The sequence below is a fragment of the Pigmentiphaga sp. NML080357 genome (assembly GCF_002188465.1).
Lineage (GTDB): Bacteria > Pseudomonadota > Gammaproteobacteria > Burkholderiales > Burkholderiaceae_B > Pigmentiphaga.
The window spans coordinates 80,923-102,829 of record NZ_NINW01000038.1; the positions used below are offsets into that span (position 1 = coordinate 80,923).

22 protein-coding genes are annotated in these 21,907 nt (G+C 67.5%); 12 read left to right on the top strand and 10 right to left on the bottom strand.

The window, feature by feature from the left end; genetic code table 11:
- Positions 1-15: 15 nt before the first annotated feature.
- From CDO44_RS17365 to CDO44_RS17385, 5 genes are all read right to left on the bottom strand, one after another.
- Positions 16-1,635 (bottom strand): hemagglutinin, encoded by a 1,620-nt coding sequence (locus CDO44_RS17365; RefSeq protein WP_158213322.1) that lies wholly within the window; start codon positions 1,633-1,635, stop codon positions 16-18.
- Between the two features lie 73 nt (positions 1,636-1,708).
- Positions 1,709-2,002 (bottom strand): hypothetical protein, encoded by a 294-nt coding sequence (locus tag CDO44_RS17370; protein WP_087781540.1) that lies wholly within the window; start codon positions 2,000-2,002, stop codon positions 1,709-1,711.
- Between the two features lie 110 nt (positions 2,003-2,112).
- Complete coding sequence (gene recX, locus CDO44_RS17375) at positions 2,113-2,598, bottom strand: recombination regulator RecX (RefSeq protein ID WP_233146244.1); 486 nt, start codon at positions 2,596-2,598, stop codon at positions 2,113-2,115.
- On the bottom strand, positions 2,585-3,655 hold the full coding sequence (recA, locus tag CDO44_RS17380; RefSeq protein ID WP_087781542.1) for a recombinase RecA: 1,071 nt from the start codon (positions 3,653-3,655) through the stop codon (positions 2,585-2,587). The genes recX and recA overlap by 14 nt, the downstream gene beginning before the upstream one ends.
- A gap of 118 nt (positions 3,656-3,773) precedes the next feature.
- Entirely contained in the window at positions 3,774-4,787 is a 1,014-nt protein-coding gene (locus CDO44_RS17385; RefSeq protein ID WP_158213323.1) for a MaoC/PaaZ C-terminal domain-containing protein, read from the bottom strand.
- On the opposite strand from CDO44_RS17385, the gene CDO44_RS17390 reads away from it, so the two are divergent.
- The 3 genes from CDO44_RS17390 to CDO44_RS17400 all read left to right on the top strand — a co-directional run bounded on the left by CDO44_RS17390 (position 4,768) and on the right by CDO44_RS17400 (position 7,549).
- Positions 4,768-5,313 carry a tripartite tricarboxylate transporter substrate binding protein gene (locus CDO44_RS17390; protein ID WP_158213324.1) on the top strand — a complete coding sequence of 182 codons (546 nt, stop codon included), beginning with the start codon at positions 4,768-4,770 and terminating at the stop codon, positions 5,311-5,313. The genes CDO44_RS17385 and CDO44_RS17390 overlap by 20 nt on opposite strands.
- A gap of 78 nt (positions 5,314-5,391) precedes the next feature.
- A complete protein-coding gene (locus CDO44_RS17395) occupies positions 5,392-6,081 on the top strand; it encodes a response regulator transcription factor (RefSeq protein WP_087781545.1) in 690 nt (229 codons plus the stop codon).
- A gap of 16 nt (positions 6,082-6,097) precedes the next feature.
- Positions 6,098-7,549 (top strand): sensor histidine kinase, encoded by a 1,452-nt coding sequence (locus CDO44_RS17400; RefSeq protein WP_087781546.1) that lies wholly within the window; start codon positions 6,098-6,100, stop codon positions 7,547-7,549.
- A 12-nt stretch (positions 7,550-7,561) separates the two neighbouring features.
- Here the strand turns inward: CDO44_RS17400 and CDO44_RS17405 are convergent, their stop codons facing one another.
- From CDO44_RS17405 to CDO44_RS17415, 3 genes are read right to left on the bottom strand one after another with little or no spacing between them, the layout of a single operon-like run.
- The gene (locus CDO44_RS17405; RefSeq protein WP_087781547.1) at positions 7,562-8,665 is read right to left on the bottom strand and encodes an aromatic ring-hydroxylating dioxygenase subunit alpha; all 1,104 of its coding nucleotides are present in this window, start codon (positions 8,663-8,665) and stop codon (positions 7,562-7,564) included.
- A 31-nt stretch (positions 8,666-8,696) separates the two neighbouring features.
- A complete protein-coding gene (locus CDO44_RS17410; RefSeq protein WP_087781548.1) occupies positions 8,697-9,674 on the bottom strand; it encodes a PDR/VanB family oxidoreductase in 978 nt (325 codons plus the stop codon).
- A gap of 21 nt (positions 9,675-9,695) precedes the next feature.
- Entirely contained in the window at positions 9,696-10,679 is a 984-nt protein-coding gene (locus CDO44_RS17415) for a tripartite tricarboxylate transporter substrate binding protein (protein WP_087781549.1), read from the bottom strand.
- Positions 10,680-10,809: 130 nt separating this feature from the next.
- On the opposite strand from CDO44_RS17415, the gene CDO44_RS17420 reads away from it, so the two are divergent.
- The 9 genes from CDO44_RS17420 (at position 10,810) to CDO44_RS17460 (ending at position 19,025) form a co-directional block, all read left to right on the top strand.
- The gene (locus CDO44_RS17420) at positions 10,810-11,706 is read left to right on the top strand and encodes a LysR family transcriptional regulator (RefSeq protein ID WP_087781550.1); all 897 of its coding nucleotides are present in this window, start codon (positions 10,810-10,812) and stop codon (positions 11,704-11,706) included.
- A 180-nt stretch (positions 11,707-11,886) separates the two neighbouring features.
- On the top strand, positions 11,887-13,563 hold the full coding sequence (locus CDO44_RS17425) for an MFS transporter (RefSeq protein ID WP_087781551.1): 1,677 nt from the start codon (positions 11,887-11,889) through the stop codon (positions 13,561-13,563).
- 171 nt (positions 13,564-13,734) lie between these two features.
- Complete coding sequence (locus CDO44_RS17430) at positions 13,735-14,484, top strand: ABC transporter ATP-binding protein (RefSeq protein WP_087781679.1); 750 nt, start codon at positions 13,735-13,737, stop codon at positions 14,482-14,484.
- A gap of 14 nt (positions 14,485-14,498) precedes the next feature.
- A complete protein-coding gene (locus CDO44_RS17435) occupies positions 14,499-15,401 on the top strand; it encodes an efflux RND transporter periplasmic adaptor subunit (RefSeq protein WP_087781552.1) in 903 nt (300 codons plus the stop codon).
- Between the two features lie 9 nt (positions 15,402-15,410).
- Positions 15,411-16,166, top strand: a complete 756-nt coding sequence (locus CDO44_RS17440) for an MtnX-like HAD-IB family phosphatase (RefSeq protein WP_087781553.1) — start codon at positions 15,411-15,413, stop codon at positions 16,164-16,166.
- Positions 16,167-16,191: 25 nt separating this feature from the next.
- Positions 16,192-17,052 carry a carboxylesterase gene (locus CDO44_RS17445; protein ID WP_087781554.1) on the top strand — a complete coding sequence of 287 codons (861 nt, stop codon included), beginning with the start codon at positions 16,192-16,194 and terminating at the stop codon, positions 17,050-17,052.
- Positions 17,049-17,405 (top strand): EamA family transporter, encoded by a 357-nt coding sequence (locus CDO44_RS17450; protein ID WP_087781555.1) that lies wholly within the window; start codon positions 17,049-17,051, stop codon positions 17,403-17,405. Before CDO44_RS17445 ends, CDO44_RS17450 begins: the two co-directional genes overlap by 4 nt.
- Positions 17,405-17,815 carry a multidrug efflux SMR transporter gene (locus CDO44_RS17455; protein WP_087781556.1) on the top strand — a complete coding sequence of 137 codons (411 nt, stop codon included), beginning with the start codon at positions 17,405-17,407 and terminating at the stop codon, positions 17,813-17,815. The genes CDO44_RS17450 and CDO44_RS17455 overlap by 1 nt, the downstream gene beginning before the upstream one ends.
- Positions 17,802-19,025 carry a DegT/DnrJ/EryC1/StrS family aminotransferase gene (locus CDO44_RS17460; RefSeq protein WP_233146246.1) on the top strand — a complete coding sequence of 408 codons (1,224 nt, stop codon included), beginning with the start codon at positions 17,802-17,804 and terminating at the stop codon, positions 19,023-19,025. The genes CDO44_RS17455 and CDO44_RS17460 overlap by 14 nt, the downstream gene beginning before the upstream one ends.
- A gap of 24 nt (positions 19,026-19,049) precedes the next feature.
- On the opposite strand, the gene CDO44_RS17465 is transcribed toward CDO44_RS17460, so the two are convergent.
- Positions 19,050-19,523, bottom strand: coding sequence for a DUF1854 domain-containing protein (locus tag CDO44_RS17465; protein ID WP_087781557.1), 474 nt, complete (start codon positions 19,521-19,523; stop codon positions 19,050-19,052).
- Entirely contained in the window at positions 19,520-21,790 is a 2,271-nt protein-coding gene (locus CDO44_RS17470) for an ABC transporter transmembrane domain-containing protein (RefSeq protein ID WP_087781558.1), read from the bottom strand. The genes CDO44_RS17465 and CDO44_RS17470 overlap by 4 nt, the downstream gene beginning before the upstream one ends.
- Positions 21,791-21,907: the final 117 nt, after the last annotated feature.

Sequence of the window (21,907 nt, forward strand, 5' to 3'; positions counted from 1 at the left end):
GGGGCGGCATTGCCGCTACTGGACGACCACCGTCAAGGCCGAACCGGCCGGCACGGCGACGGTTTCGGTATAGGTGGCCCCGGCGGGCCGGCGCACCACGGGGAAATGGCCCGAGGCCTTGAGCGAAGAAGGCGCGCTGGAGGGCAGATTGCGCAGCGAGGCATAGTCGGGGCCATGGATGGCCGGCAAGTCGTAGCCGTCCTGCGCGCGGCGCGGATAGCCGAAGCCGGCCGGCGGCGTGGCCGGCAGCAGGGCGAGCGCCGCGCCCCAGTCGCGCAAGGCGGTGCGCGCGCCGGAGCCGCCCGCCTGCTTGATGGCCTGGTCGAGCAAGGCGAACGAGTCGGTGGAAGACGTGCCCCGCACTAGGCTGCGATAGAACCCGATGCCGTACTGCCGCAGCAGGTAGCCGCCGAAATTGGCCGCGATGGGATACGAGAAGCAGCTCGAGTTGACATCGGCGTCCCACTGCCGGATGTAGTCGCAGTTCTGGCTTTGATGGATCCAGTTTCCGAAATCGGCATCCCGCAACGGATTGAAGCCGGGGACCACCCGGCCCGACGCCACGTCTTCCATCATCATCGCCGTGGTCTCTTCCAGCCAGACGGCGAATCGGTTGTCCGGATTCACGCCCGTACGCGCCGCGCGCTGATAGAAATTGACCATGTGGGTCATTTCGTGGGCCAGCGTCGTATACCCGGTGTTCCGGCCCTGCTCGCCGCCCAGGTACATGGTCTCGGTATCCAGGAACAAGGCCACGGCTTCGTTGCTGAGCTGCTCATAGCTCTTGAGGAAGGCGTTGGCGCTGAAGAAATAACCGATGAGGCCCCAGGGCTGGCCGTCGGGCGTCAGGTTGGACATCACGATGTGCAGGTCCTGCTCGGGACCGATGTAGCCGCTGCCCACGGTCGCGCCCCAGGGAGCGCCGACGAGATCGGTCACGATGGGGTAGACGGAATTCTGGTTCGAGGAGAACCTGGCCTTTACATTATCGAGCAGGGCTTCGCTCACCTTCGCGTCGCCGCGCTCGCCGTTCTCCACCCAGATGTTCAGCATGCGCCCGTCGGTCGCCGCCCAGCGCCGGGCCAGCGTGGCCTGGAAGGCCTTGCCGCTGCTGTCCTGCCATTCGCGCGTATCGCCTTCGGCGGCGGCGCGGACCGCGGCCGCCACGCGGTCCTGGCGCGCCGTGGCCTGGCTGGCGCGCTCGATCGGCGGCTGGTAGTCGCGGATGTGCGGAGGAATCTGGTTGATGCCGGGCACATGGGCCGGGTCGGGCCGCGCCTGCTTCGAGGCCATGGCCGGGGGTGCCGCCACCGATGCGCTGATGGACGGCATGCTGGCATCGCGGTCGGAAACGTTGGTGAAGACCAGGGTGACCGTACGGCCGCCAACCCCATTGAGGGTGATGGGCACCGAGGTGCCGGAACCCGAGTCGCTGTTGTCGTAGCGCCAGATGCCCACACCGCTGCCGCGGTAGGTCTGGGCGTCGGAGGCGCCGCATTGCGCGCCGCTGCAGGCAACGGAAAGCGTGCCCGATCCCGACACTTCGCCACCGCCACCGCCTCCGCAGGACGCCAGCAATGCGGCCAATGAGAACCCGGCCAGAGCCCGGGAGGTAACCACGGTATAGCGATTCATCTTGCCCCCGCCGAAGAAGCTTTTGACGCAACATACCATGACCGCCCGTTCGTTGCCGGACGGCGTACGGGCCTCAGCGTATGGCTTGCACGTCCAGTTGGGCGGGCGGCCCTTCGCCGGGGGGACGGGCCACGACACCGGTGACGGTGACCGTGCGGGATTGCAGGTCGAGCATCTGTTGCCGGGTCAGGCCCCGCAGATCCCATTGCCTGTCGCCTGCATCCAGCACGGCGACGATGAAAGGTTCGTTGCCCTTGAGAACGACGCGCCCCTCCACGGTGATCACATCGCCCGCCTTGGGAGGCGTCTGGGCACAGGCCCACAGGCTGGACACACCCAGGCACAGGGCCAGCAGCAATGCGCGCATGGCAGCCTCGCGGCAAAAACGGATAAGGGAAGTGTACGGGCTTTCCTCGGTGGCGGCGAATGCCGGCCAACCGACGTCTGAGACGCTGGCCCTCGGCCTGGCCTGAGGGCTTAGTCGAAGTCATCGAGGTCGTCGATGTCCACGCCGCGCAACACCTGCCGGATGGTGTCCTGGCCGAAGCCCCGGGACATCAGGAAACGCACCTGCTTGGCACGCTGGCCGGCATCGGCGGGCAGTTGGCCGAAACGCTTGCGCCAGACCTCGCGCGCACGAGCCAGTTCAGTGGCCTGGAGGTTGCTGCGCAATTCGGAGATCTGGGCGTCGGCCACGCCATGCTGGCGCAACTCGCGCAGGATGCGCAGCGTGCCCTGCTTGGCGGCCAGCCTGTGCACTACGCTCTGCGCATAGCGCTGAGTGGACAGCCAGCCTTCCTTCTCCAGGCTGTCCAGCACCGCGCGGACCTCGTCTTCCTCGCCGAAACGGGAGAGCTTGCGCCCCAGCTCCACACGGCTGTGTTCGCGCCGGGACAAATAACCTACCGCTCGGGCCTTCAGCGACGGCCCGGAGGCAGGCTTGCCATCGTCATTCGTCTTCAAGCTCTTCGGCAACGCTGCCGCCGACCCGTGCCGTGACGCCCAGGCTGTCGCGCACGCGGTTTTCGATCTCGATGGCCATTTCGGGATGTTCCTTCAGGAACTCGCGCGCGTTGTCCTTGCCCTGGCCGATGCGCTCGCCGCCATAGCTGAACCAGGAACCGGACTTCTCGACGATGCCGGCCTGCACGCCCAGGTCGAGGATCTCGCCCTCGCGCGAAATACCCGCGCCGTACATGATGTCGAACTCGGCGCTCTTGAACGGCGGCGACACCTTGTTCTTGACGACCTTGACGCGCGTTTCGTTGCCGACGACCTCGTCGCCCTTCTTGATGGAGCCGGTACGACGGATGTCCAGCCGGACGGAGGCATAGAACTTCAGCGCGTTGCCGCCGGTGGTGGTTTCGGGGTTGCCGAACATGACGCCGATCTTCATCCGGATCTGGTTGATGAAGATGACCATGCAGTTGGTGCGCTTGATCGAGGCGGTGAGCTTGCGCAGTGCCTGGCTCATCAGGCGGGCCTGCAGACCCGGCAGGGAGTCGCCCATCTCGCCTTCGATTTCGGCCTTGGGCACCAGGGCCGCGACCGAGTCGATGACGATGAGGTCGACCGCGCCGGAGCGCACCAGGGCATCGGTGATTTCGAGGGCCTGCTCGCCGGTGTCAGGCTGCGAGATCAGGAGGTCGGTGAGGTTGACGCCGAGCTTGGCGGCGTACTGGACGTCGAGCGCGTGTTCGGCGTCGATGAAGGCGCAGGCGCCGCCCAGCTTCTGCATTTCGGCGATGACCTGCAGCGTGAGCGTGGTCTTGCCGGACGACTCCGGGCCGTAGATCTCGATGACGCGGCCACGGGGCAGGCCGCCCACGCCCAGCGCGATGTCCAGGCCCAGCGAACCGGTGGAGACGACCTGGATGTCGTGCTCGACTTCGTTGTCGCCATAACGCATGACCGAGCCCTTGCCGAACTGCTTTTCGATCTGGGACAGCGCGGCGGCCAGGGCCTTGGTCTTTTCGGTCTGGGCGGCGGCGGCGGCCTTGGAAACTTTGGTGTCGTCCATTCTGGGATCCTTGGGTTGATGGGCGAATTATGGCACTGGTCGATACTGTATAAAAAAACAGTATAGGACTGCAAGCTCCAAGGCCAAATTAACAACGCATGCGCCCGCCCCGTGCGCGCTAATACCCTGCCCGCGCGTAAGGATTGGTCCCCCGCCGGTACACCATCAGCGCGCGCCGGTAGCGGTTGACCATCTCGCCGCGCTGGTTCCGCGCCTCGGTCAGCACCGTCACCACGCCCTGATCGGGCCGCGAACCGGACAGGCGCGTCCCCTCCACGGTAGACCTCGCCTCCAGCGTGTCGCCCGGCATCAGGTCGGCGCCGAATTCCACGTCGGTCCAGCCGAGGTTGACCGTGACCCGGCCGAAGGTCCGGGTGGACAGCGCCACCGCCACCGCGATCCCCCAGGTCTGGGGCACGGCGGGCGCGGGCAGCCCCAGCGCCTGCGCGAACGCATGGTCGTGGCTCTGGGGCTGCCACTCCATCGCCCGCAGGGCATGCAGCGTGGCTTCCTCGGCCAGCAGGGTCTTGCGCGGGCTGTGGACGAAGGTCTCGCCTTGCCGCAGGTCTTCGAAGAACAGCCCCGTCTGTTCGACCCAGGCGCCGTCGTCCCTGCGCGCGTGCGAAAGAAACCGCTCCTCGGTGGCGGCCGACGCGCCGGCGACGGCGTCGGGCCCCGCGGCGCCGTGCCACAGCTCGACCACGTAGCGCAGTTCGGCCACCTGCTCGCCGCGCTGGTTGAAGCCTCGCGTGAGCAGGCTCGCGCGGCCCAGGTGCGCGTCCACGGGCCCGGTCCCCAGCACTTCGGTCTCGGCGTACAGAGTATCGCCGCCGAACATGGGCCGGGTCAGCGCGATGCTGGACATGGACACGATGCGCCGGCGGCGGCCGAAGGTCTTGGCCGTCATGCCGACCAGCCGCTGCAGGGTCAGCGTGCTGACCATCAGCGGCCGCTTCCAGTCCGTCAGCCCGGCGTAGCAGTCGTCGTAGTGCACCATGGCCGAATTGACGGAATCCAGGGCTTCCTGCACGTTGTCCTGCTGCGAGAAGGTGAGGCCGGGACGGTGGACGAAGCGCTGTCCCGCGGCCACGCTGCCCGAGGTCATCGCCCAGTTGAAGTCGCATCCGGGCAAATTCAGCTACGGCTCGCCGGGGACGGGATCCACCAGCCACCTGAGCATGGAAGTGTTCAAGCAGCTGGCCGGCGTGGACCTGGTACACGTTCCCTACAAGGGCAGCGCACCGGCGCTCACCGACCTGATCGGCGGTTCGATCAAGCTCATGATCGACGCGCTGCCCAGCGCCTTGCCGCAGGTCAAGTCCGGCCGGGTCCGCGCGATTGCGATCACCAGCAGCAGCGAACCTTCCACCATCGTTCCGGAGATTCCCCTGGCCAGCGCTGCCGGCCTTTCGGGCTTGCCGGGCCGCGCCTGGTACGGGATGTTCGCGCCCAAGTCCACGCCGCCCGCCGTGGTGGCCAAGATCGTGGCCGACGTGGGAAGCGTGCTGCAGTTGCCGGAGATCGCCGCCAAGCTGCCCCAGCTGGGTCTGGAAGCGGTCAAGCCGATGACGCCGGAAGAATTCGGCCGTTTCCTCGACAAGGAAACGGCGTACTGGGTCGACGCCACGCGCCGCACGGGCATGTACCAGATCGAATAGCGGTAGTGACGAGGCCATCCGCCTGAGGGAAAATGCCGGGGAAACCGGGATGCGTTACCCCGACGCTACAATTCCTCCATGCGTATCCTCATCGCCGAAGACGACAACATCCTTGCCGACGGCCTGTCCCGCTCGCTGCGCCAGAGCGGCTATGCGGTCGATGCCGTGCATGACGGACTCGAGGCGGACTCCGCGCTGGCGGCACAGCCCTTCGACCTGCTGATCCTGGACATCGGCCTGCCGCGCCTGTCCGGCACCGAAGTGCTGCGGCGCCTGCGGGCCCGCAACTCGCACATGCCGGTGCTCATACTGACGGCGGCCGACAGCGTGGAACAGCGCGTCAAGGGCCTGGACCTGGGCGCCGACGACTACATGGCCAAGCCCTTCGCCCTCTCCGAGCTGGAGGCGCGCGTACGCGCGCTGACCCGGCGCGGCGCCGGCGGCGGGCCGGCCGTGCTGCGCCATGGCCGGCTGACCTTCGACCAGGTGGGCCGGGTCGTCACCATCGACGACCAGGTCGTGGAACTGTCGGCGCGCGAAGTCAGCCTGCTCGAAGTCCTGCTGTCGCGCAGCGGCCGCATGGTCAGCAAGAAACAACTGGTGGACCATCTGTGCGAATGGGGCGAGGAAGTCAGCACCAACGCCATCGAGGTCTACGTACACCGCCTGCGCAAGAAACTGGAGCCGGGCGACGTCAAGATCGCCACCGTGCGCGGCCTCGGATACTGCCTGGAGCGCGAACCCGGCGCCCACAGCGGCGCGGGCTGAGCCGGCAAGACGGCGCATGGACGACGACCGCAAAGGGCTGCCGCCCGTCCCGGCCATCGAGCGGCCGGCCCGGTCGCTGTTCGGCGAGATCCTGGACTGGATGCTGGTCCCGCTGTTCTTGCTCTGGCCGATCAGCGTCGCCATCACCTACGTCGTGGCCCAGTCGATCGCGGTCGCTCCCTATGACCGGGGCCTGGCCAACAACGTGCTGGCCCTGGCCCAGCAGATCAAGGACGTCAACGGGCGCGCGCGCCTGCAGTTGCCGGTTTCCGCGCGCGAGATGCTGCGCGCCGACGAGACCGACAGCGTGTTCTACCTGGTGCTCGGCAACCGCGGCGAATACCTGGGTGGAGACCGCGAGCTGCCCCTGCCCTCGCTGGAGCGTCCGCTCCCCGGCATCGTGCAGTATCGCGACGACGTGATGCGCGGCTTTGCCGTGCGCGTGGCCTATACCTGGGTGGCGCTGCCGACCTCGCCCGGCGCGCAGCCGGCGCTGGTGCAGGTGGCCGAGACGCTGGAGAAGCGCTCCCAACTGGCCAACGAAATCATCAAGGGCGTGATCCTGCCCCAGTTCGTGGTGCTCCCCCTCGCCGTGGTGCTGGTGTGGTTCGGCCTGTCGCGCGGGATCGCGCCGCTGGGCAAGCTGCAGGAGCGGCTGCGCGCCCGCCGTCCCGATGACCTGTCGGCCATCGACGAACGGGAAGTGCCGCAGGAGATCGCCCCGCTGGTGCGCGCCATGAACGAGCTGCTGCAACGCCTGTCGGCCAACGTCGCGGCGCAGAAGCGCTTCGTGGCCGACGCCGCCCACCAGATGAAGACGCCGCTGGCCGGCATCCGCACGCAGGCCGAACTGGCGCTGCGCAATGCCAGCCCGGAAGACATGGAAGCCAGCCTGCGGCACCTGATCTCCGGCGCCGAGCGCGCTACCCGACTGGTCAACCAATTGCTGGCGCTGGCGCGGGCAGAAGACACCGGCAGCCAGGTCGACACCTCGGTCCGCGTCGATCTGCAGGCAATTGCCAGCGAGCAGACGCAGAACTGGGTGCACGAGGCGATGGAACGCCGGATCGACCTCGGCCTGGAGGGCCCGGAGGCGCCGGTCGAGGTCGTAGGCAACGCCCTGCTGCTGGCCGAGCTGATCAACAACCTCATCGACAACGCGCTGCGCTACACGCCCGGCGGCGGCACCGTCACCGTGCGCGTGACGCAAGACGACCATGGCGCCACGCTGGACGTCGAAGACTCCGGCCCGGGCATCCCGGCCGAGGAACGCGAACTGGTGTTCGACCGCTTCTACCGCATCCTCGGCTCGAATGCCGAGGGCAGCGGGCTCGGACTGGCCATCGTTCGCGAGATTGCGCAGCGCCACGGCGCCACGCTGTCGGTCTCGGACAACCCGCAGAGCGCAACGCCGGGCATGCCGGGCACGCGCATCAGCGTGCGTTTCCCGCCGGCGGCGGCAAGCTAGGGCGCACGCGCCTCAGAACCGCACGCCGGCCTCCCGCGCCGCCATGTCGTAGAGCGCGCGGCGCATGAGCAACCCCGGCTTGTCGGGCGCGAAGTTCAGGTCGAACTGCGGCTCGGCGTCGTGCGTCACCACGTCCAGTATCCATTCCAGCGCATCGACGTCCTCCAGGTAGGCCTTGGCCGAGGCCTCGTACAGGTAGGCGTCGGCGGCGGGATCCTGGAGGTTGGAATCGCGGCTGTTGAACCACCAGTAGTGGATGCTGCCGTTGGTTTCCGGGGTGAAGGCATGGGTGATGTTGAAGCGATAGGTGCGCGGCTTGCCGGCGGGGTCGTGGTTGTCGACGATGCGGGCGAAGGCCACGTGCAGGCCCGGCGACGCGAAACGCGCCTCCGAATAGCGGTCCACAGGCTTGCCGGTCAGGCCCGTGGGCACGCCGTACACGTCGGGCGGCGGCGAATTCTTCAACGCCCGGTCGATGATGACCACGTCGCCTTCCTGGCGCACGTCCAGCTTGCTGCGCGCGTACTCCGGCGTGCCGATCGCGCCGGGATGCAGGAAGGGAAAGTGCGTCTGGTCCAGCAGGTTCTCGTGCATGGACACATAGTCGGCCTTCATGTGGAACGTCCCTCCCACGCTCTTCCAGTCCGGGCTGGCGAGCCAGCTCGTATCGGGGATCAGCGCCTGGTCGGCGTGGTCGGGGTCGCCCATCCATATCCAGACCAGCGGCGCACGTTCGACGATGGGATAGCTGCGCACCTGGGCGTTGGTCGGCACGAGCGGCATGGACGGCATCTTCACGCAGCGGCCCGATGGATCGAATTGCATGCCGTGGTAGCCGCACATCAGCACGTCGCCGTCCAGGCGCCCCTTGGCGAGCGGAAAGGAACGATGCGGGCACCGGTTGCGGACCGCCACCGGCTCGCCGGCCTGGGTGCGGTACAGGGCCACGTCCACGCCCAGGAAGCGGCGGCTCCTCAGCTCCCGCGTGATTTCGCTGGAGAGGCCGGCGACGTACCAGCAGTTGCGCACCAGCGGCGTGGCATGGTCGGCGAACCCGCCCGGCTCGAAATGGAAGTCGGTCCGTAGTTCGGGGATGGGATCGGCTATGCGGTTCATATGCGACACGCTCCTGAAAAGGTTCGGATGGTCAGGCATCGAGCACCAGGCGCGTTCCGCGGAGCCTGGACACGCAAATGCAAAGGGTGTGGCCGGCGGCGCGCTCTTCTTCGCTCAGATAGCGATCGCGGTGATCGATGGGACCGTCGGCGGAGACGACCGGCAGCGGGCACAAACCGCACTCGCCCCGCGCGCAGTCCCACAGCACGGGCACGTCGGCCAGCCGCAAGGCGTCAAGGATGCTGGCGTCGGGACCTACCTGGACGAGCTTGCCGGAACGGCGCAACTCGACCTCGAAGGCGGTTTCGTCGCTGGCGGGCCCGGCGGCGAACAATTCGCTGCGCACCCGGTCGGGTTCCCATCCGAGGTCGGCCCCCGCCTGGCGCGCCGCCGCGATCATGGGCGCGGGGCCGCACACGTATGCGCGGGTGTCCTCAGGCTGGGAAGCGAGCAGGCCTCGAAGGTCCAGCACGCCTTCCTCGTCGCTATGGTGAAAGCGGACACGGTCGCCGGCCAACCGCGCGAGGGTGTCGCGATAGGCCATGAACGCCGCGTTGCGGCCGGCGTACACCACGCTGTAGCGGCAGCCGCGGCGGGCCAGGCTGCGCGTCATGGACACGATGGGCGTCACGCCTATGCCGCCGGCGATCAGCAGCGTGGAGGCGTCTCGCCGGTCCAGCGGGAAGTCGTTTACCGGCGGCGAGATCCGCAGCCGGGTGCCGGGCTCGAAGGTATCGTGGATGAAAGCCGACCCGCGTGCGCGGTCTTCGCGCTGCACGGCGATGCGATAGACGTGGCGCGGGTCATCCTCGCCGGCCAGTCCCCCGATCAGCGAATAGTGCCGCACGATGGGCCCGCGCGTGTCCGACACCATGTGCAGCGCCACGTGCGCTCCCGGCTCGTAGCGCGGCAGGGGCCGGCCGTCCGCGGCTGCAAGGAGGTATTCCCTGATGCGCGGCGTCAGCGTCCGGATGCCGGCGACCACTACGTCGATGTACTTGCTTGCCACAAAGCCACTCCTGTGCGGGCATCAGTCCAGGCGGATGTCCGCGCCTTTGATGATCGGCCCCCACTTGGCGATTTCCTCGTCCACCAGGCGCGCCATGTCGCGCGGCGGCATCGTGTAGGGCTCGTAAGTGAAAGTCGCGAGTTTCTCGAGCACGTCGGGAGCCTTGAGCGCAGCGGCGATGCCCTGGTTCAGGCGCTGCACGATGTCCACCGGCGTGCCCTTGGGGACGAACAGGCCGTTCCAGCCGCCCACTTCATAACCCGCCGGGCCGCCGGCCTGCGCCACGGTCGGCACCTGCGGATAGCCGGGCAGGCGCTGCGGCGCCGCCACGGCGAGGAAACGCACCTTGCCCGCCTGGTAGACCGGGCCGGCCGACACGGGCGTGCCCAGCGTCCAGTCCACGTCGCCCACCGCCACCGATTGGTACAGCTGGGCCGATTCCTTGTAGGGAACGTGCATCATGCTGGTGCCGGTGGCCGACTCCAGCAGCAGCCCGCCTAGATGCGCGGGGCTGGCGATGCCCCAGGAGCCGTACGACACCTGGCCGGGCCTGGCCTTGCCGGCCGCGACCAGGTCGGCGAACGTGCGCCACTTGGACCCGGCCGGCACCACCACGAAAAAGTAGTTCTTGACCAGCGGCGTGACGGGGTCGAAATCCTTGCGCACGTCGTAGGGCAGCTTGGCGAACAGATGCGGCTGCGTGCCCACGTGGTAACTGTCCATGTGGACCAGGGTGTAGCCATCCGGCGCGGCGCGCTTGCCGGCCTCGAACGCGAGGAAGCCGCTGGCGCCGGGGCGATTCTCCACGATCACCTGCTGGCCCAGCGAGGCGGTGAGCTTTTCAGCCACGATGCGCAGCAGCACGTCCGGCCCCTGCCCCACCGCAAAGGGTGTGACGATCTTCACCGGCCGGCCGGGATAGGCGGGCGCGGCGGCGGTGGCGGAACCCGCCGCCGCGACCAGGACGGTCGCGGCGAGCAGGCGCGCGATCAGCGATGTCGGCATGTTCTGTCTCCTCTTGCCCCTGGGGTCTTGCCGCGGGCCGATGGCCCGCTTGTGGGAGAGGATTTTATTGAGGAATAATGGAGAATATTTGTTCAAAAAATAGCAATCAGTAAGCTCGATCTGGAATAAATTGGACGCCATCACCCAGCTACGAACCTTCACCACCGTCGTCGCCTGCGGCGGGTTCTCGGAAGCCGCCCGGCAGATGAATGTCGTGCCGTCCGTGGTGGCCAAGCGCATCCGGCAACTGGAGGCCACCGTGGGGGCGCGGCTGTTCGAGCGGACCACGCGCACGGTGCGCCTGACCGAGGCCGGCGAGAAGCTCCATGCCCGCGCGGGCGTGCTGGTCGCCAGTTTCGAGGACCTCGTGCAGAGCGTGGAGCGGGACGCCAGCCAGCTGGTCGGGCATCTGCGGGTCGCTACCCCCACCACCCTGACCACGGTCCGCCTGGGGCCGATCTTCAACGCCTTCCTGCGCCGGCACGATCGCATCACCATGGAGATCTCGCTGGTCGACCACTCCACCAACCCGGCCGAACGGGACTACGACGTGGCCATCAGCGGCCGGCCCGCCAGCTACGAAGGCGTGGTGGAAATCCCGCTGTGCCCGGTCGACGCCCTGCTTTGCGCCGCTCCCGCCTACCTGCGGCGGCACGGGCGGCCGCGCCACCCCCAGTCCCTGACCGAGCACGCCTGCCTGGTTTTCAAGCCGTCCGGCACGGCCTGGCATTTCCGCAGCGCCAAGGGCGGCATCAGCGTGGACATTCCGCCGCGCCTGGTGGCCGACGACAACCTCACGCTGCGCGACGCGGCCGTGTCGGGCCTGGGCATCGCCGCCCTGCCCGCCTATGTCGCCCACGAGGCGCTGGCAGCCGGTACGCTGGAGGCCGTGCTCGACGATTTCCCGTTGCAGGAGACCTGGTTCAAGGCCTACGTGCCGCGCCGCAAGCAGCACGTCGCCCGGGTCGCCGCGCTGGTCGAATGGCTGGCGCAGCACCTGCGGCCCGACGCGCCGGCCGAAAGCTAGCGCCGGCGGCACGACTATCTCACCGCACCGTGAAAATTCAGCTTTTAGTAAGAAAATCGTCAGCACCGCGTCAGTAACTGTTTCTACTCTGGTTTCAAGCCCGAGGCTCCCGTGGCACGGGCCAGTCTGCAATCACTTCACCCTCAAAAAAGCAGGCCCTACCCGAGGAGACATCCTTTCATGAGCACCACCGTCAGCAGTACCGGGGCGCCGACACCGGCCGCGCGCCCCATGACCAAGGAAGAGCGACGCGTGATCTTTGCCTCGTCGCTCGGCACGGTATTCGAGTGGTACGACTTCTATCTATACGGATCGCTGGCCGCCATCATCGCGCGGCAATTCTTCTCTGGGGTCAATGAAACCGCAGCCTTCATCTTCGCACTGCTCGCATTCGCGGCCGGTTTCGCGGTCCGGCCGTTCGGCGCGCTGGTGTTCGGGCGCCTGGGCGACCTGGTCGGCCGCAAGTACACCTTCCTGATCACCATCCTGATCATGGGCGTGTCCACCTTCATCGTCGGGATCCTGCCCTCCTACGCCTCCATCGGCATCGCCGCGCCGGTCATCCTGATCATCCTGCGGCTGGCCCAAGGCCTGGCGCTGGGCGGCGAATACGGCGGCGCCGCGACCTACGTTGCCGAGCATGCCCCGCACGGCAAGCGAGGCGCCTATACCAGCTGGATCCAGACCACCGCAACGCTGGGCCTGTTCCTGTCGCTGCTGGTGATCCTGGGCGTGCGCACGGCCACCGGGGAAGAAGCCTTCGCCGCCTGGGCCTGGCGCATCCCCTTCCTGGTCTCCATCATCCTGCTGGGCATCTCGGTCTGGATCCGGCTCAGGCTGAACGAGTCGCCCGCCTTCCAGCGCATGAAGGCTGAAGGCAAGCAGTCCAAGGCGCCGTTGACCGAATCCTTCGGCCGCTGGGGCAACCTGAAGATCGTCCTGCTGGCGCTGCTGGGCCTGACCGCCGGCCAGGCCGTGGTGTGGTACACGGGGCAGTTCTACTCGCTGTTCTTCCTGACCCAGACCTTGAAGGTGGACCCCACCACGGCCAACATCCTGATCGCGCTCGCGCTGCTCATCGGCACGCCCTTCTTCGTGATCTTCGGCGCGCTGTCCGACCGCATCGGCCGCAAGCCCATCGTCATGGCGGGCTGCCTGATCGCCGCACTCGCCTACTTCCCGCTGTTCAAGGCGATCACCCACTATGCCAACCCGGCGCTGGAGGCGGCGCAGACCAAGGCGCCCGTGGTGGTCGTGGCCGATCCCAAGACCTGCTCGTTCCAGTTCAACCCCGTGGGTACGGCCAAGTTCGTCAGCTCGTGCGACCAGGTGAAGTCCTTCCTCGCCTCGAACTCGGTCAACTACAGCAACGAGGCCGCGCCGCCGGGAACGGTGGCGCAGGTGAAGATCGGCGACACGGTGGTCCAGTCCTTCGAAGGCGCCGGCCTGCCCGCCGCCGAACTGAAGAGCCGTGGCGACGAGCTCAAGGCGCGCCTGACCAGCGAGATCCGCAACCACGGCTATCCGGCCAAGGCCGATCCGGCCCAGGTCAACAAGCCCATGCTGGTGCTGCTGCTCACGCTGCTGGTGATCCTGGTCACCATGGTGTATGGCCCCATCGCCGCGATGCTCGTGGAGATGTTCCCCACTCGCATCCGCTATACATCGATGAGCCTGCCCTATCACATCGGCAACGGCTGGTTCGGCGGCTTCCTGCCCACCACCGCCTTCGCCATCGTGGCCGCCACCGGCAACATCTACAACGGCCTGTGGTACCCCATCATCGTCGCGGTGATGAGCCTGGTCATAGGAACGCTCTTCATCCGGGAAACCAAGGACAACCCCCTCGAAGACTGACCCCTGGCGGCGGGCGGCCACGCCCGCCCTTCCCGCATCGCGGCGCACGCACAACACCCGAAGGGCGGCGCCGCATGTGCCTTCCCGTATGCCCATCAGTTGGGTTATCGTACGGAAAGTTACAACCCCGGTAGCGGGGTTTTGTTTTTTTGGCACGTGGGAGACTTCGCCATGCGGGCTAACGAGTCCCGGACCCCTTATCGCCCACAGGGGAATGCACCGAGCCTCGTTGCTGAGTCTCTCAGCAAATCCTTTCTATCCGGTAATGTTCGCGAGCGTATTTTGCGCGATTTGTCGGTTAGCATCATGCCCGGCGAACTTACGCTGATTTCGGGGCCCTCGGGCTGCGGCAAGAGTACCCTGCTGGCCATACTTAGCGGCATGCTTCGTCCCGATGCCGGCATGGTGCGGGCGCTGGGCCAGGATCTTGGCCTGTTGCAACTTCAAGAGCTTGAACGCTTCCGGCTCATGCACACCGGCTTTGTTTTCCAGGGCTTCAATCTTTTCCCGGCACTGACTGCCCTCGAGCAGGTCGTGCTGCCCCTGCGCTATGTGGGCCTGCCCCTGCGCCAGGCCGAGGAACAGGCCTGGTCGGCGCTCGAGGAAGTGGGCATGGGAGGACGCGCGCGGCTTCGTCCTTCCGGCCTGTCGGGAGGCGAACAGCAGCGCGTCGCCATCGCCCGGGCGCTCGCCAAAGAGCCCGAACTGCTTTTCGCCGACGAACCTACCAGCGCGCTGGACGCCGGCAACGGCATGAAGGTCATCGACATCCTGCACCGGATCGCCAAGCGCCATGGCGCCACGGTGCTGTGCGTCAGTCACGACCCGCGCCTGATCAGCCATGCCGATCGCGTCCTGACCATGGAGGACGGACGCATCCTGGACGATCGCCGCACCGACGCCGCGATCGCCGCAACTTAGGAAGTCTTGACCACGTGGCTAAGCTTTTCTCATCCTTCCGCCTGGGACTCCTGGCCACGCTCGCCAGCAGCCTGCTGATGTCGGCCTGCTCGCGCGAGCCCGAGGCCGACGAGCGCGCGGCGGACCAGCCTCCCTATGCCGCGGTCGCGCGCGGCCGGGTCGATGTCGAGGGGGGACTGGTGCGGGTGGGCGCTGCGGTGGACGGCACCGTCATGCGCGTGAGCGTGCGAGACGGCGACCAGGTCAAGAAGGGCCAGCCCCTGATCGAGCTGAATCCGGCCGCGGCGCAATTGGCGGTGGACGCGGCCGAGGCGGAACTGCGGCAGGCGCAGGCGCAGGAGCGCGTGCTGCGCAGCCGCCTGCCCGGCCTCAAGCAGCGGGCGCAGCGCCTGGCCGAAGCGGCCGCGGGCGGCGCGGTGGATGGCCAGGCGGCCGACGATGCGCGCAACGCCGTGGCCCAGTCCGAGGCCGAGGCGGCCGCGTCGCAGGCGGCGGTAGACGTCGCGCGCCAGAAACTGCGCGCTGCGCAGTGGACGCTGGAACGCCAGCAGGTGCGCGCCCCCATCGATGGCGAAGTCGTCGGGCTGGAGGTGCAGGTCGGCAACGCCGTGGCCGCCCAGACCGAATTGCTGCGCCTGCTGCCCAAGCGCCGGCTCATCGTCCGCGCCGAGGTGAACGAGGCCTATGTCGCGGCGCTCAAGCAAGGAATGCAAGCCGAGATCGTGATGGAAGCCACGCCCGGCAGCGCGCCCATTCCCGCCCGCCTGGAGCGCATAGGCAGCGTATTCCAGCTCATGGCGCCGAGCGACGATCCTCAGGAGCGGATCAGCCGCCGCGGCGTCGAATGCCTGCTGTCGCTCGACAATCCCGATAAGCTGCGCGTCGGCCAACGGGTACTGGTACGTTTTCTTCCCTAAAGGCTTGTCATGTTGCTCAGTCAGTACGTCGCCGATGGACAACCCGGATCCGAATGGATCGTGTTGTGCGATTTCGACGGCACCATCTCGAAGCAGGACGTCACCGATACCCTGCTGGAACATTTCGGCAAGCCGGGCTGGCAGGAACTGGAAGCCGCATGGGAGCGGGGCGAGATCGGCTCGCGCGAATGCATGGCCAAGCAGATCGCGCTCCTGGACGCCAGCCGCGAAGAGCTGGACGACCTGGTGACCGGCATAGAAATCGATCCCGCCTTTCCTGACTTCGTCGCGCGGGCGCGCCAGCTCGGCACCCCGGTACACGTGGTCAGCGACGGACTGGCGTCAGTCATCACCGCCATCCTGGACCGCCACGGACTGGCCGACCTGCCCGTGGTCGCCAACCGGTTCGAACAGGCCGGCCCGCGCAGCTGGCGCCTGGCGTTCCCGTATGCCGACGCGGCCTGCCGCAAGGCGAGCGGCACGTGCAAGTGCTCGTACGGCTCGGGCGTGCGCAACGCCCATGGCAAGATCCTGTACGTGGGCGATGGCGCTTCGGATTTCTGCGTATCGGGCACGGTCGACTTCGTGCTGGCCAAGCACCGCCTGATCGACCATTGCCGCGAACACGGCCTGGTGCACATTCCCATCGCGGGTTTCGACCAGGCCCGCAATGCGCTCGACTTCATCCTGAACGGCCAGTTGCACGCCATCGCGCAACCCCCGCGCGAATTCACGACCCCACCCGCGGCGGCCAGCACCGCCTGAGCCGCATGCGGCGACGAAGCACCTCATGATCAAAGCTGCGGACTATTATTTCGAGGGCGGCCGGGCCGGCGTGCTGCTCATTCATGGATTGACCGGCACCCCAAACGAAATGCGCACCGTTGGCAAGGGCTTGCACCGGGCCGGCTTCACCGTCTATGGCATGCAGCTCGCGGGACACTGCGGCGATGTCGAGGATCTCGTCCGCACCGGCTGGAAGGACTGGTACGCCAGCGTGCTGGAAGGCGTGGACAGGCTGCGCCGTGACGTGGACCACTGCTTCGTTGCCGGCCTGTCGATGGGCGCCGTGCTGGCCCTCAAGGCGGCTGCCGAAAGGCCCCAGGACATCGCCGGCGTCGGCGTCTATGGCGCCACCTTCCGCTACGACGGCTGGAACATCCCCTGGTACTGGCGCCTGTCGTTCCTGCTGCCCTGGTTCAAGCGCTTCAACCTGTTCCAGGACAAGGTATTCGACGAAGAGCCGCCCTACGGACTGAAGGACGAGCGCCTGCGAGCCGCGGTCTCCTCCAGTATGCTGGGCGGCGACAGCGCCGATGCCGGACTGCCCGGCAATCCCTATCCTTCGCTGGCCGAGCTGATCGAGCTGTCGGCCTCGGTGCGCCGGCAGTTGCACGAGGTGCGCTGCCCCTGCCTGGTCATGCACGCCGCCGAGGATGACATGGCCAGCGTGGGCAACGCGCACCTGGTCATGAACCGTGTCAGCGGCCCCGCCAAGCTGGTGTTGCTGCACGACAGCTACCACATGATCACGGTGGACCGCGAACGGCGCGAAGTCATCCGCGAATCGGTCGAATTCTTCTCCAGCGTCGCCGCGCAGCGCGAGGGATCCGGCGCCGCCGCCAACGCCTCGCTGGCCGCCGCAGGATGACTCCCCTCGTCGCCCTGCTTTGGACGCTGAACGTGCTTGTGGACACCGGCGGCCAGCTCGCATTCAAGGCCGCGGCCACCAGCCCGGCCAGCGGTACCGGCCTGCAGTACTGGCGCCAGCTGGCGCGGCGGCCCTGGATATGGATAGGGATAGGCTGCTATGTGCTGGAATTCGTCGTCTGGCTGGCCTTCCTGTCGCTGGTCCCGCTGTCCGAAGGCGTGTTGCTCGGATCGATCAACATCGTCGCCATCATGATCGCCGGCCGCTTCCTCTTCAACGAACGCCTGACGCCGCTGCGGGTGGCCGGCATCGCGCTGATCGCGGCGGGCGTCGCCGTGGTGGGACTGCCCTGATGCGCCGCTTCTATCTCATCGGCTTCGGCTTGCTGATGGCCTTCGACACGCTGGCGCAGATCAGCTTCAAGTACGCGGCCAACCACGCCATGCCGCTCGCGGCAGACCTGGACTGGCTGCTGCGCGTGTTCGGGCAACCATGGATCTACGGCGCGTTCGTCGGCTACATCGGCGCCTTCTTCACCTGGATGTCGCTGCTCAAGCGCGCCCCCATCGGGCCGGCTTTCGCGGCGTCGCACCTGGAAGTGGTGACGGTGATGCTGGTGTCGGTATGGCTGTTCGACGAACGCATCAGCGCCAGCCAGGCGCTCGGCGCGCTGCTGATCATCGGCGGCATCGTGTGCCTGGCCTTCGGCGAAGCGCGGGAGTCCCGGCACCCGGCCCCGGAGCCCGGCGGTGCGGACGCCTAGCTCCGGGGCCGCCGGCATCGAAGTCCCGCCTACCGCGGGCCTGCCGCTGCAATGGCGGGACCTCCTGCCTGGCGGACCCGCTGACCTCGAGGCCCGGATCGCCGCCTGGCTGGACGTGCCTGCCCTGCAGCTGGAATGTTCCGGCACGGCCAGCCTGGTCGTCGCGCTGCGCACCCTGGCCGGCCGCAGTTCCCGCAGGACGGTGATCCTGCCCGGCTACACCTGCCCGCTGGTGGCCCTTGCGGTGCACCATTGCGGACTGCGGCTCAAGCTGTGCGACCAGGCGCCCGGCCATTTCGATTTCGATCCGCAAGCCCTGGAAGAGGCCTGCGACGACGACACGCTGGCCATTGTCGTCACCCACCTGGCCGGCCGCGTGGCCGACACCGCCTTCGCACGGCGCTGCGCCGAACGTTGCGGCGCGGCGCTCATCGAAGACGCGGCCCAGGCCCTGGGCGCGCGCCGGCAGGGGCGCAGCGTCGGGCTCGACGGCGACATCGGTTTTTTCAGCCTGGCCGCGGGCAAGGGGCTGAGCATCTACGAAGGCGGGCTGCTGCTGGCGCGCGAGGCCGGCCTGCGCCGCGCTTTGCGGGAAACCAGCGACCGCACCGTCGGCCGCCACCTGGGATGGGAATGGCGGCGCAGCCTGGAGCTGCTGGGCTACGCGGCGCTCTACGGACCGCGCGGCATGCGGCTGGCCTACGGCAATCCGCAGCGCGCCGCCTTGCGCGCCGGCGATCCGGTGCGCGCCGCGGGAGACGACTTCTCGCTCGACATCCCGGTACACCGCGTCGGGCGCTGGCGCCGCGGCGTCGGCGCCAAGGCTGCGCAGCGCCTGCCGGCCTTCCTCGACCGGGCCGCGGCGCGCGCCGCGCGGCGGTTGCCACGGCTGCAAGGCCTGCCCGGGGTGGAGGTGCTCAAGGATGGTCCCGGCGAGCAGGGCGTCTGGCCGTTCTTCATGCTGGTGCTGCCGGATACCGCGGCGCGCGAGCGGGCGCTGGCCCGGCTCTGGGGCGCCGGGCTCGGCGTGGGGCCGCTGTTCGTGCATACCCTGCCCGACTACGATTACCTTCGCCCCATCGTCGAGGACGCCGACATTCCAGGGGCCCGCGATTTCGCCGCGCGCACGCTGAGCGTCACCAACAGCCATTGGCTGGACGACGAAGGCTTCGAGACCGTCTGCGCCACGATCGAGCAAGCGCTGCGATAGCAGCCAGCCGCGCGTGACGGTCGTTCAGAGGAAGCGATCCAGTATCCGCCGGCTCGTGCGGTCCAGGCGCTCGAGGTCGCGTATCAGGAAATGGACGCCGTGGCCGTCGGAAATCAGCAGCTTGGACATCGAGATGCGCCGGATGTCCTGTTCGCTCTTGAGCCACAGCCTGGCCTCGCCGCGATTGGTCTTGACCGTCCAGGTGGTGGGCGTGACATAGCCGGACACGCCAACGATGCGTTGGATCTCCGGCATGAATTCGCGGTGGTTCAGCTCTTCCCGCACGAGATCGCGCGCCTCGTCCGGCAGGTCGGCCAGATTGGATATCCAGGCCACCTCGTGCCCGCCCGGCCCCACCAGGGAGATGTCCTCCGACTCTGCATGGATGGGGAACGCGCGCACCGGTACGACCTCTTCAGGAGGGCTGCCGTCGGCCGGGGTATAGATGAGCTTGCCGAAGGCATTGCGGCTGAGCGTGTAAGGGAAACCGGTCGTCATGCCTGCTCCTCGTCGTCGCCGTCCCAGTTGCTGTCGCTGCCGGGCGGATCGAGCTGCCGGGTCTGCGCCAGGTGCAGGCGGTAATACGCACCACCCTTGGCGATGAGTTCTTCATGGCGGCCCTGCTCCACGATACGGCCGCGATCCAGCACCACCAGCCGGTCGGCGCGGCGCAGCGTGCTGAGCCTGTGCGCGACGGCGATGGTAGTGCGGCCTTGCACCAGGTTGTCGAGCGCCTTCTGGATTTCCTGTTCGGTGGAGGTATCGACGGACGACGTCGCCTCGTCCAGGATCAGGATGCGCGGATCGATGAGCAGCGCACGGGCGATCGAGATCCGCTGGCGCTCGCCGCCCGACAACGCCTGCCCCCGCTCGCCCACCAGCGAATCGTAGCCGTGGGGCAGCCGCAGGATGAACTCGTGCGCATGAGCCGCGCGCGCGGCGGCGACGATCTCTTCGCGGCTGGCGTCTGGCTTGCCATAGGCGATGTTCTCGGCCACCGTGCCGAAGAACAGGAACGGTTCCTGCAGCACCACGCCGATGTTGTGCCGGTACTCGGGAATCGATAGCGAGCGGATGTCGACCCCGTCCACCATGATCGACCCCTGCGATACGTCGTAGAAACGGCAGATGAGGTTGACCAGCGTGCTCTTGCCCGAACCGCTGTGCCCCACCAGCCCGATCATTTCGCCGGGCTGGATGTCCAGGTCGATGCCGCGCAGCACGGCGCGGGTACCGTAGCGGAACGCGGCATCGCGGATCTGGATGCGGCCCTCCACGTGCGCGAGCGGAACCGGATTGGCAGGCTCGGGCACGCTCGAGACGCGGTCCAGGATGTCGAAGATGCGCTTGGCGCCGGCCGCCGCCTTCTGCGTGACCGACACGATGCGGCTCATGGAATCCAGCCGCAGGTAGAAGCGGCTGATGTACGCCAGAAAGGCCGCCAGCACGCCGACCGAGATGTGGTGGTTGGCGATCTGCCAGATGCCGAAGATCCAGACCACCAGCAGGCCGATTTCCGTCAGCAGGATCACCGTGGGCGAGAACATCGACCAGACGGTATTGACCTTGTCGTTGACCGCGAGGTTGTGGTTGTTGGCTTCGCGAAAACGCGCCACCTCCCGCTTTTCCTGCGCGAAGGCCTTGACCACGCGTATGCCGGGGATGGTGTCGGCCAGCACGTTGGTGATCTCCGCCCAGTTGCGGTCCACTTTCTCGAACCCGTGGCGCAGCTTGTCGCGCACAAGATGGATAAGCCAGGCGATGAAGGGCAGCGGCAGCAGCGTGACCAGCGCCAGCCACGGATCGATGGAGACCAGGATGCCCGCCGTCATCAGGATCATCAGCACGTCGGTGGCGAAGTCCAGCAGGTGCAGGGACAGGAAGACGCAGATGCGATCGGTCTCGTTGCCGATGCGGGCCATCAGGTCGCCGGTGCGCTTGCCGCCGAAGTACTCCAGCGACAACTGCTGCAAATGCTCGTAGGCGGTGGTGCGCAGGTCGGCCCCGATGCGCTCGCTGACCCAGGCCAGGATATAGGTGCGCGACCATCCCAGCACCCAGGCCACCAGCGCCGCGCCCAGCAAGCCCGACAGATACAGCGTCGCCAATCCGTAGTCGATGGGCTTGCCGTTCTGGAACGGGATCAGCACATCGTCCATCAACGGCATGGTGAGATAAGGCGGCACCAGCGTCGCGGCGGTGGACAGGATGGTCAGGATGAAGCCCGCCAGCAGCCGGCCCCGGTACGGCCGCGCGAAGCGTCGCAGCCGCAGCAATGCCCATTCCTTGTCGGCCACGGGCGCATCCGCCTCGCAGGCCGGGCAATGCTTCTCGCCCGGGGGCAGGGGCGCATGGCAGCGCGGGCACGCGGGCGCAAGGCGCGCGGCGGTCCCGCCTTCGGTCAGCGCCTCCCGCTGGCGATCGAACTGTTCGGCCAGGCGCACGGCGCCCGCGTGCTGGGCCATGGTGGTGCGCCACAGCGCCTGGCGTTCATGGGACGTGACCAGTTCCAGCGTGACGACCCCCGCATGATCCGAAAGCGCCAGCCGCAGCCCCTCGCGCAGCGGCCAGCCGGTCCAGCCGGCAGGACTGCCGGCCAGCAGCCGGGTTTCGGTCAGCACCAGGATGCCCTGGGCATAGTGCAAGTCGGTGTCGAGATCCAGCTCGACCCAGGCGCAGACGGTTTCACCGTCCGCCAGCGGCGGCGCAGCCTGGCCCCGCCAGGTGTCGGGCAGGGAGGAAAGCGGGTGAGACGGAAAAGTCATTGACGGGCAGCGCCCCAAATAAGCAACACAGTATTTGTAACTATTTCTGATTCATGGAAATATGTCAGCCTCGCGTAAGTATTATAGTTGCCACTATTTTCGTTGTCCGAGAAACCG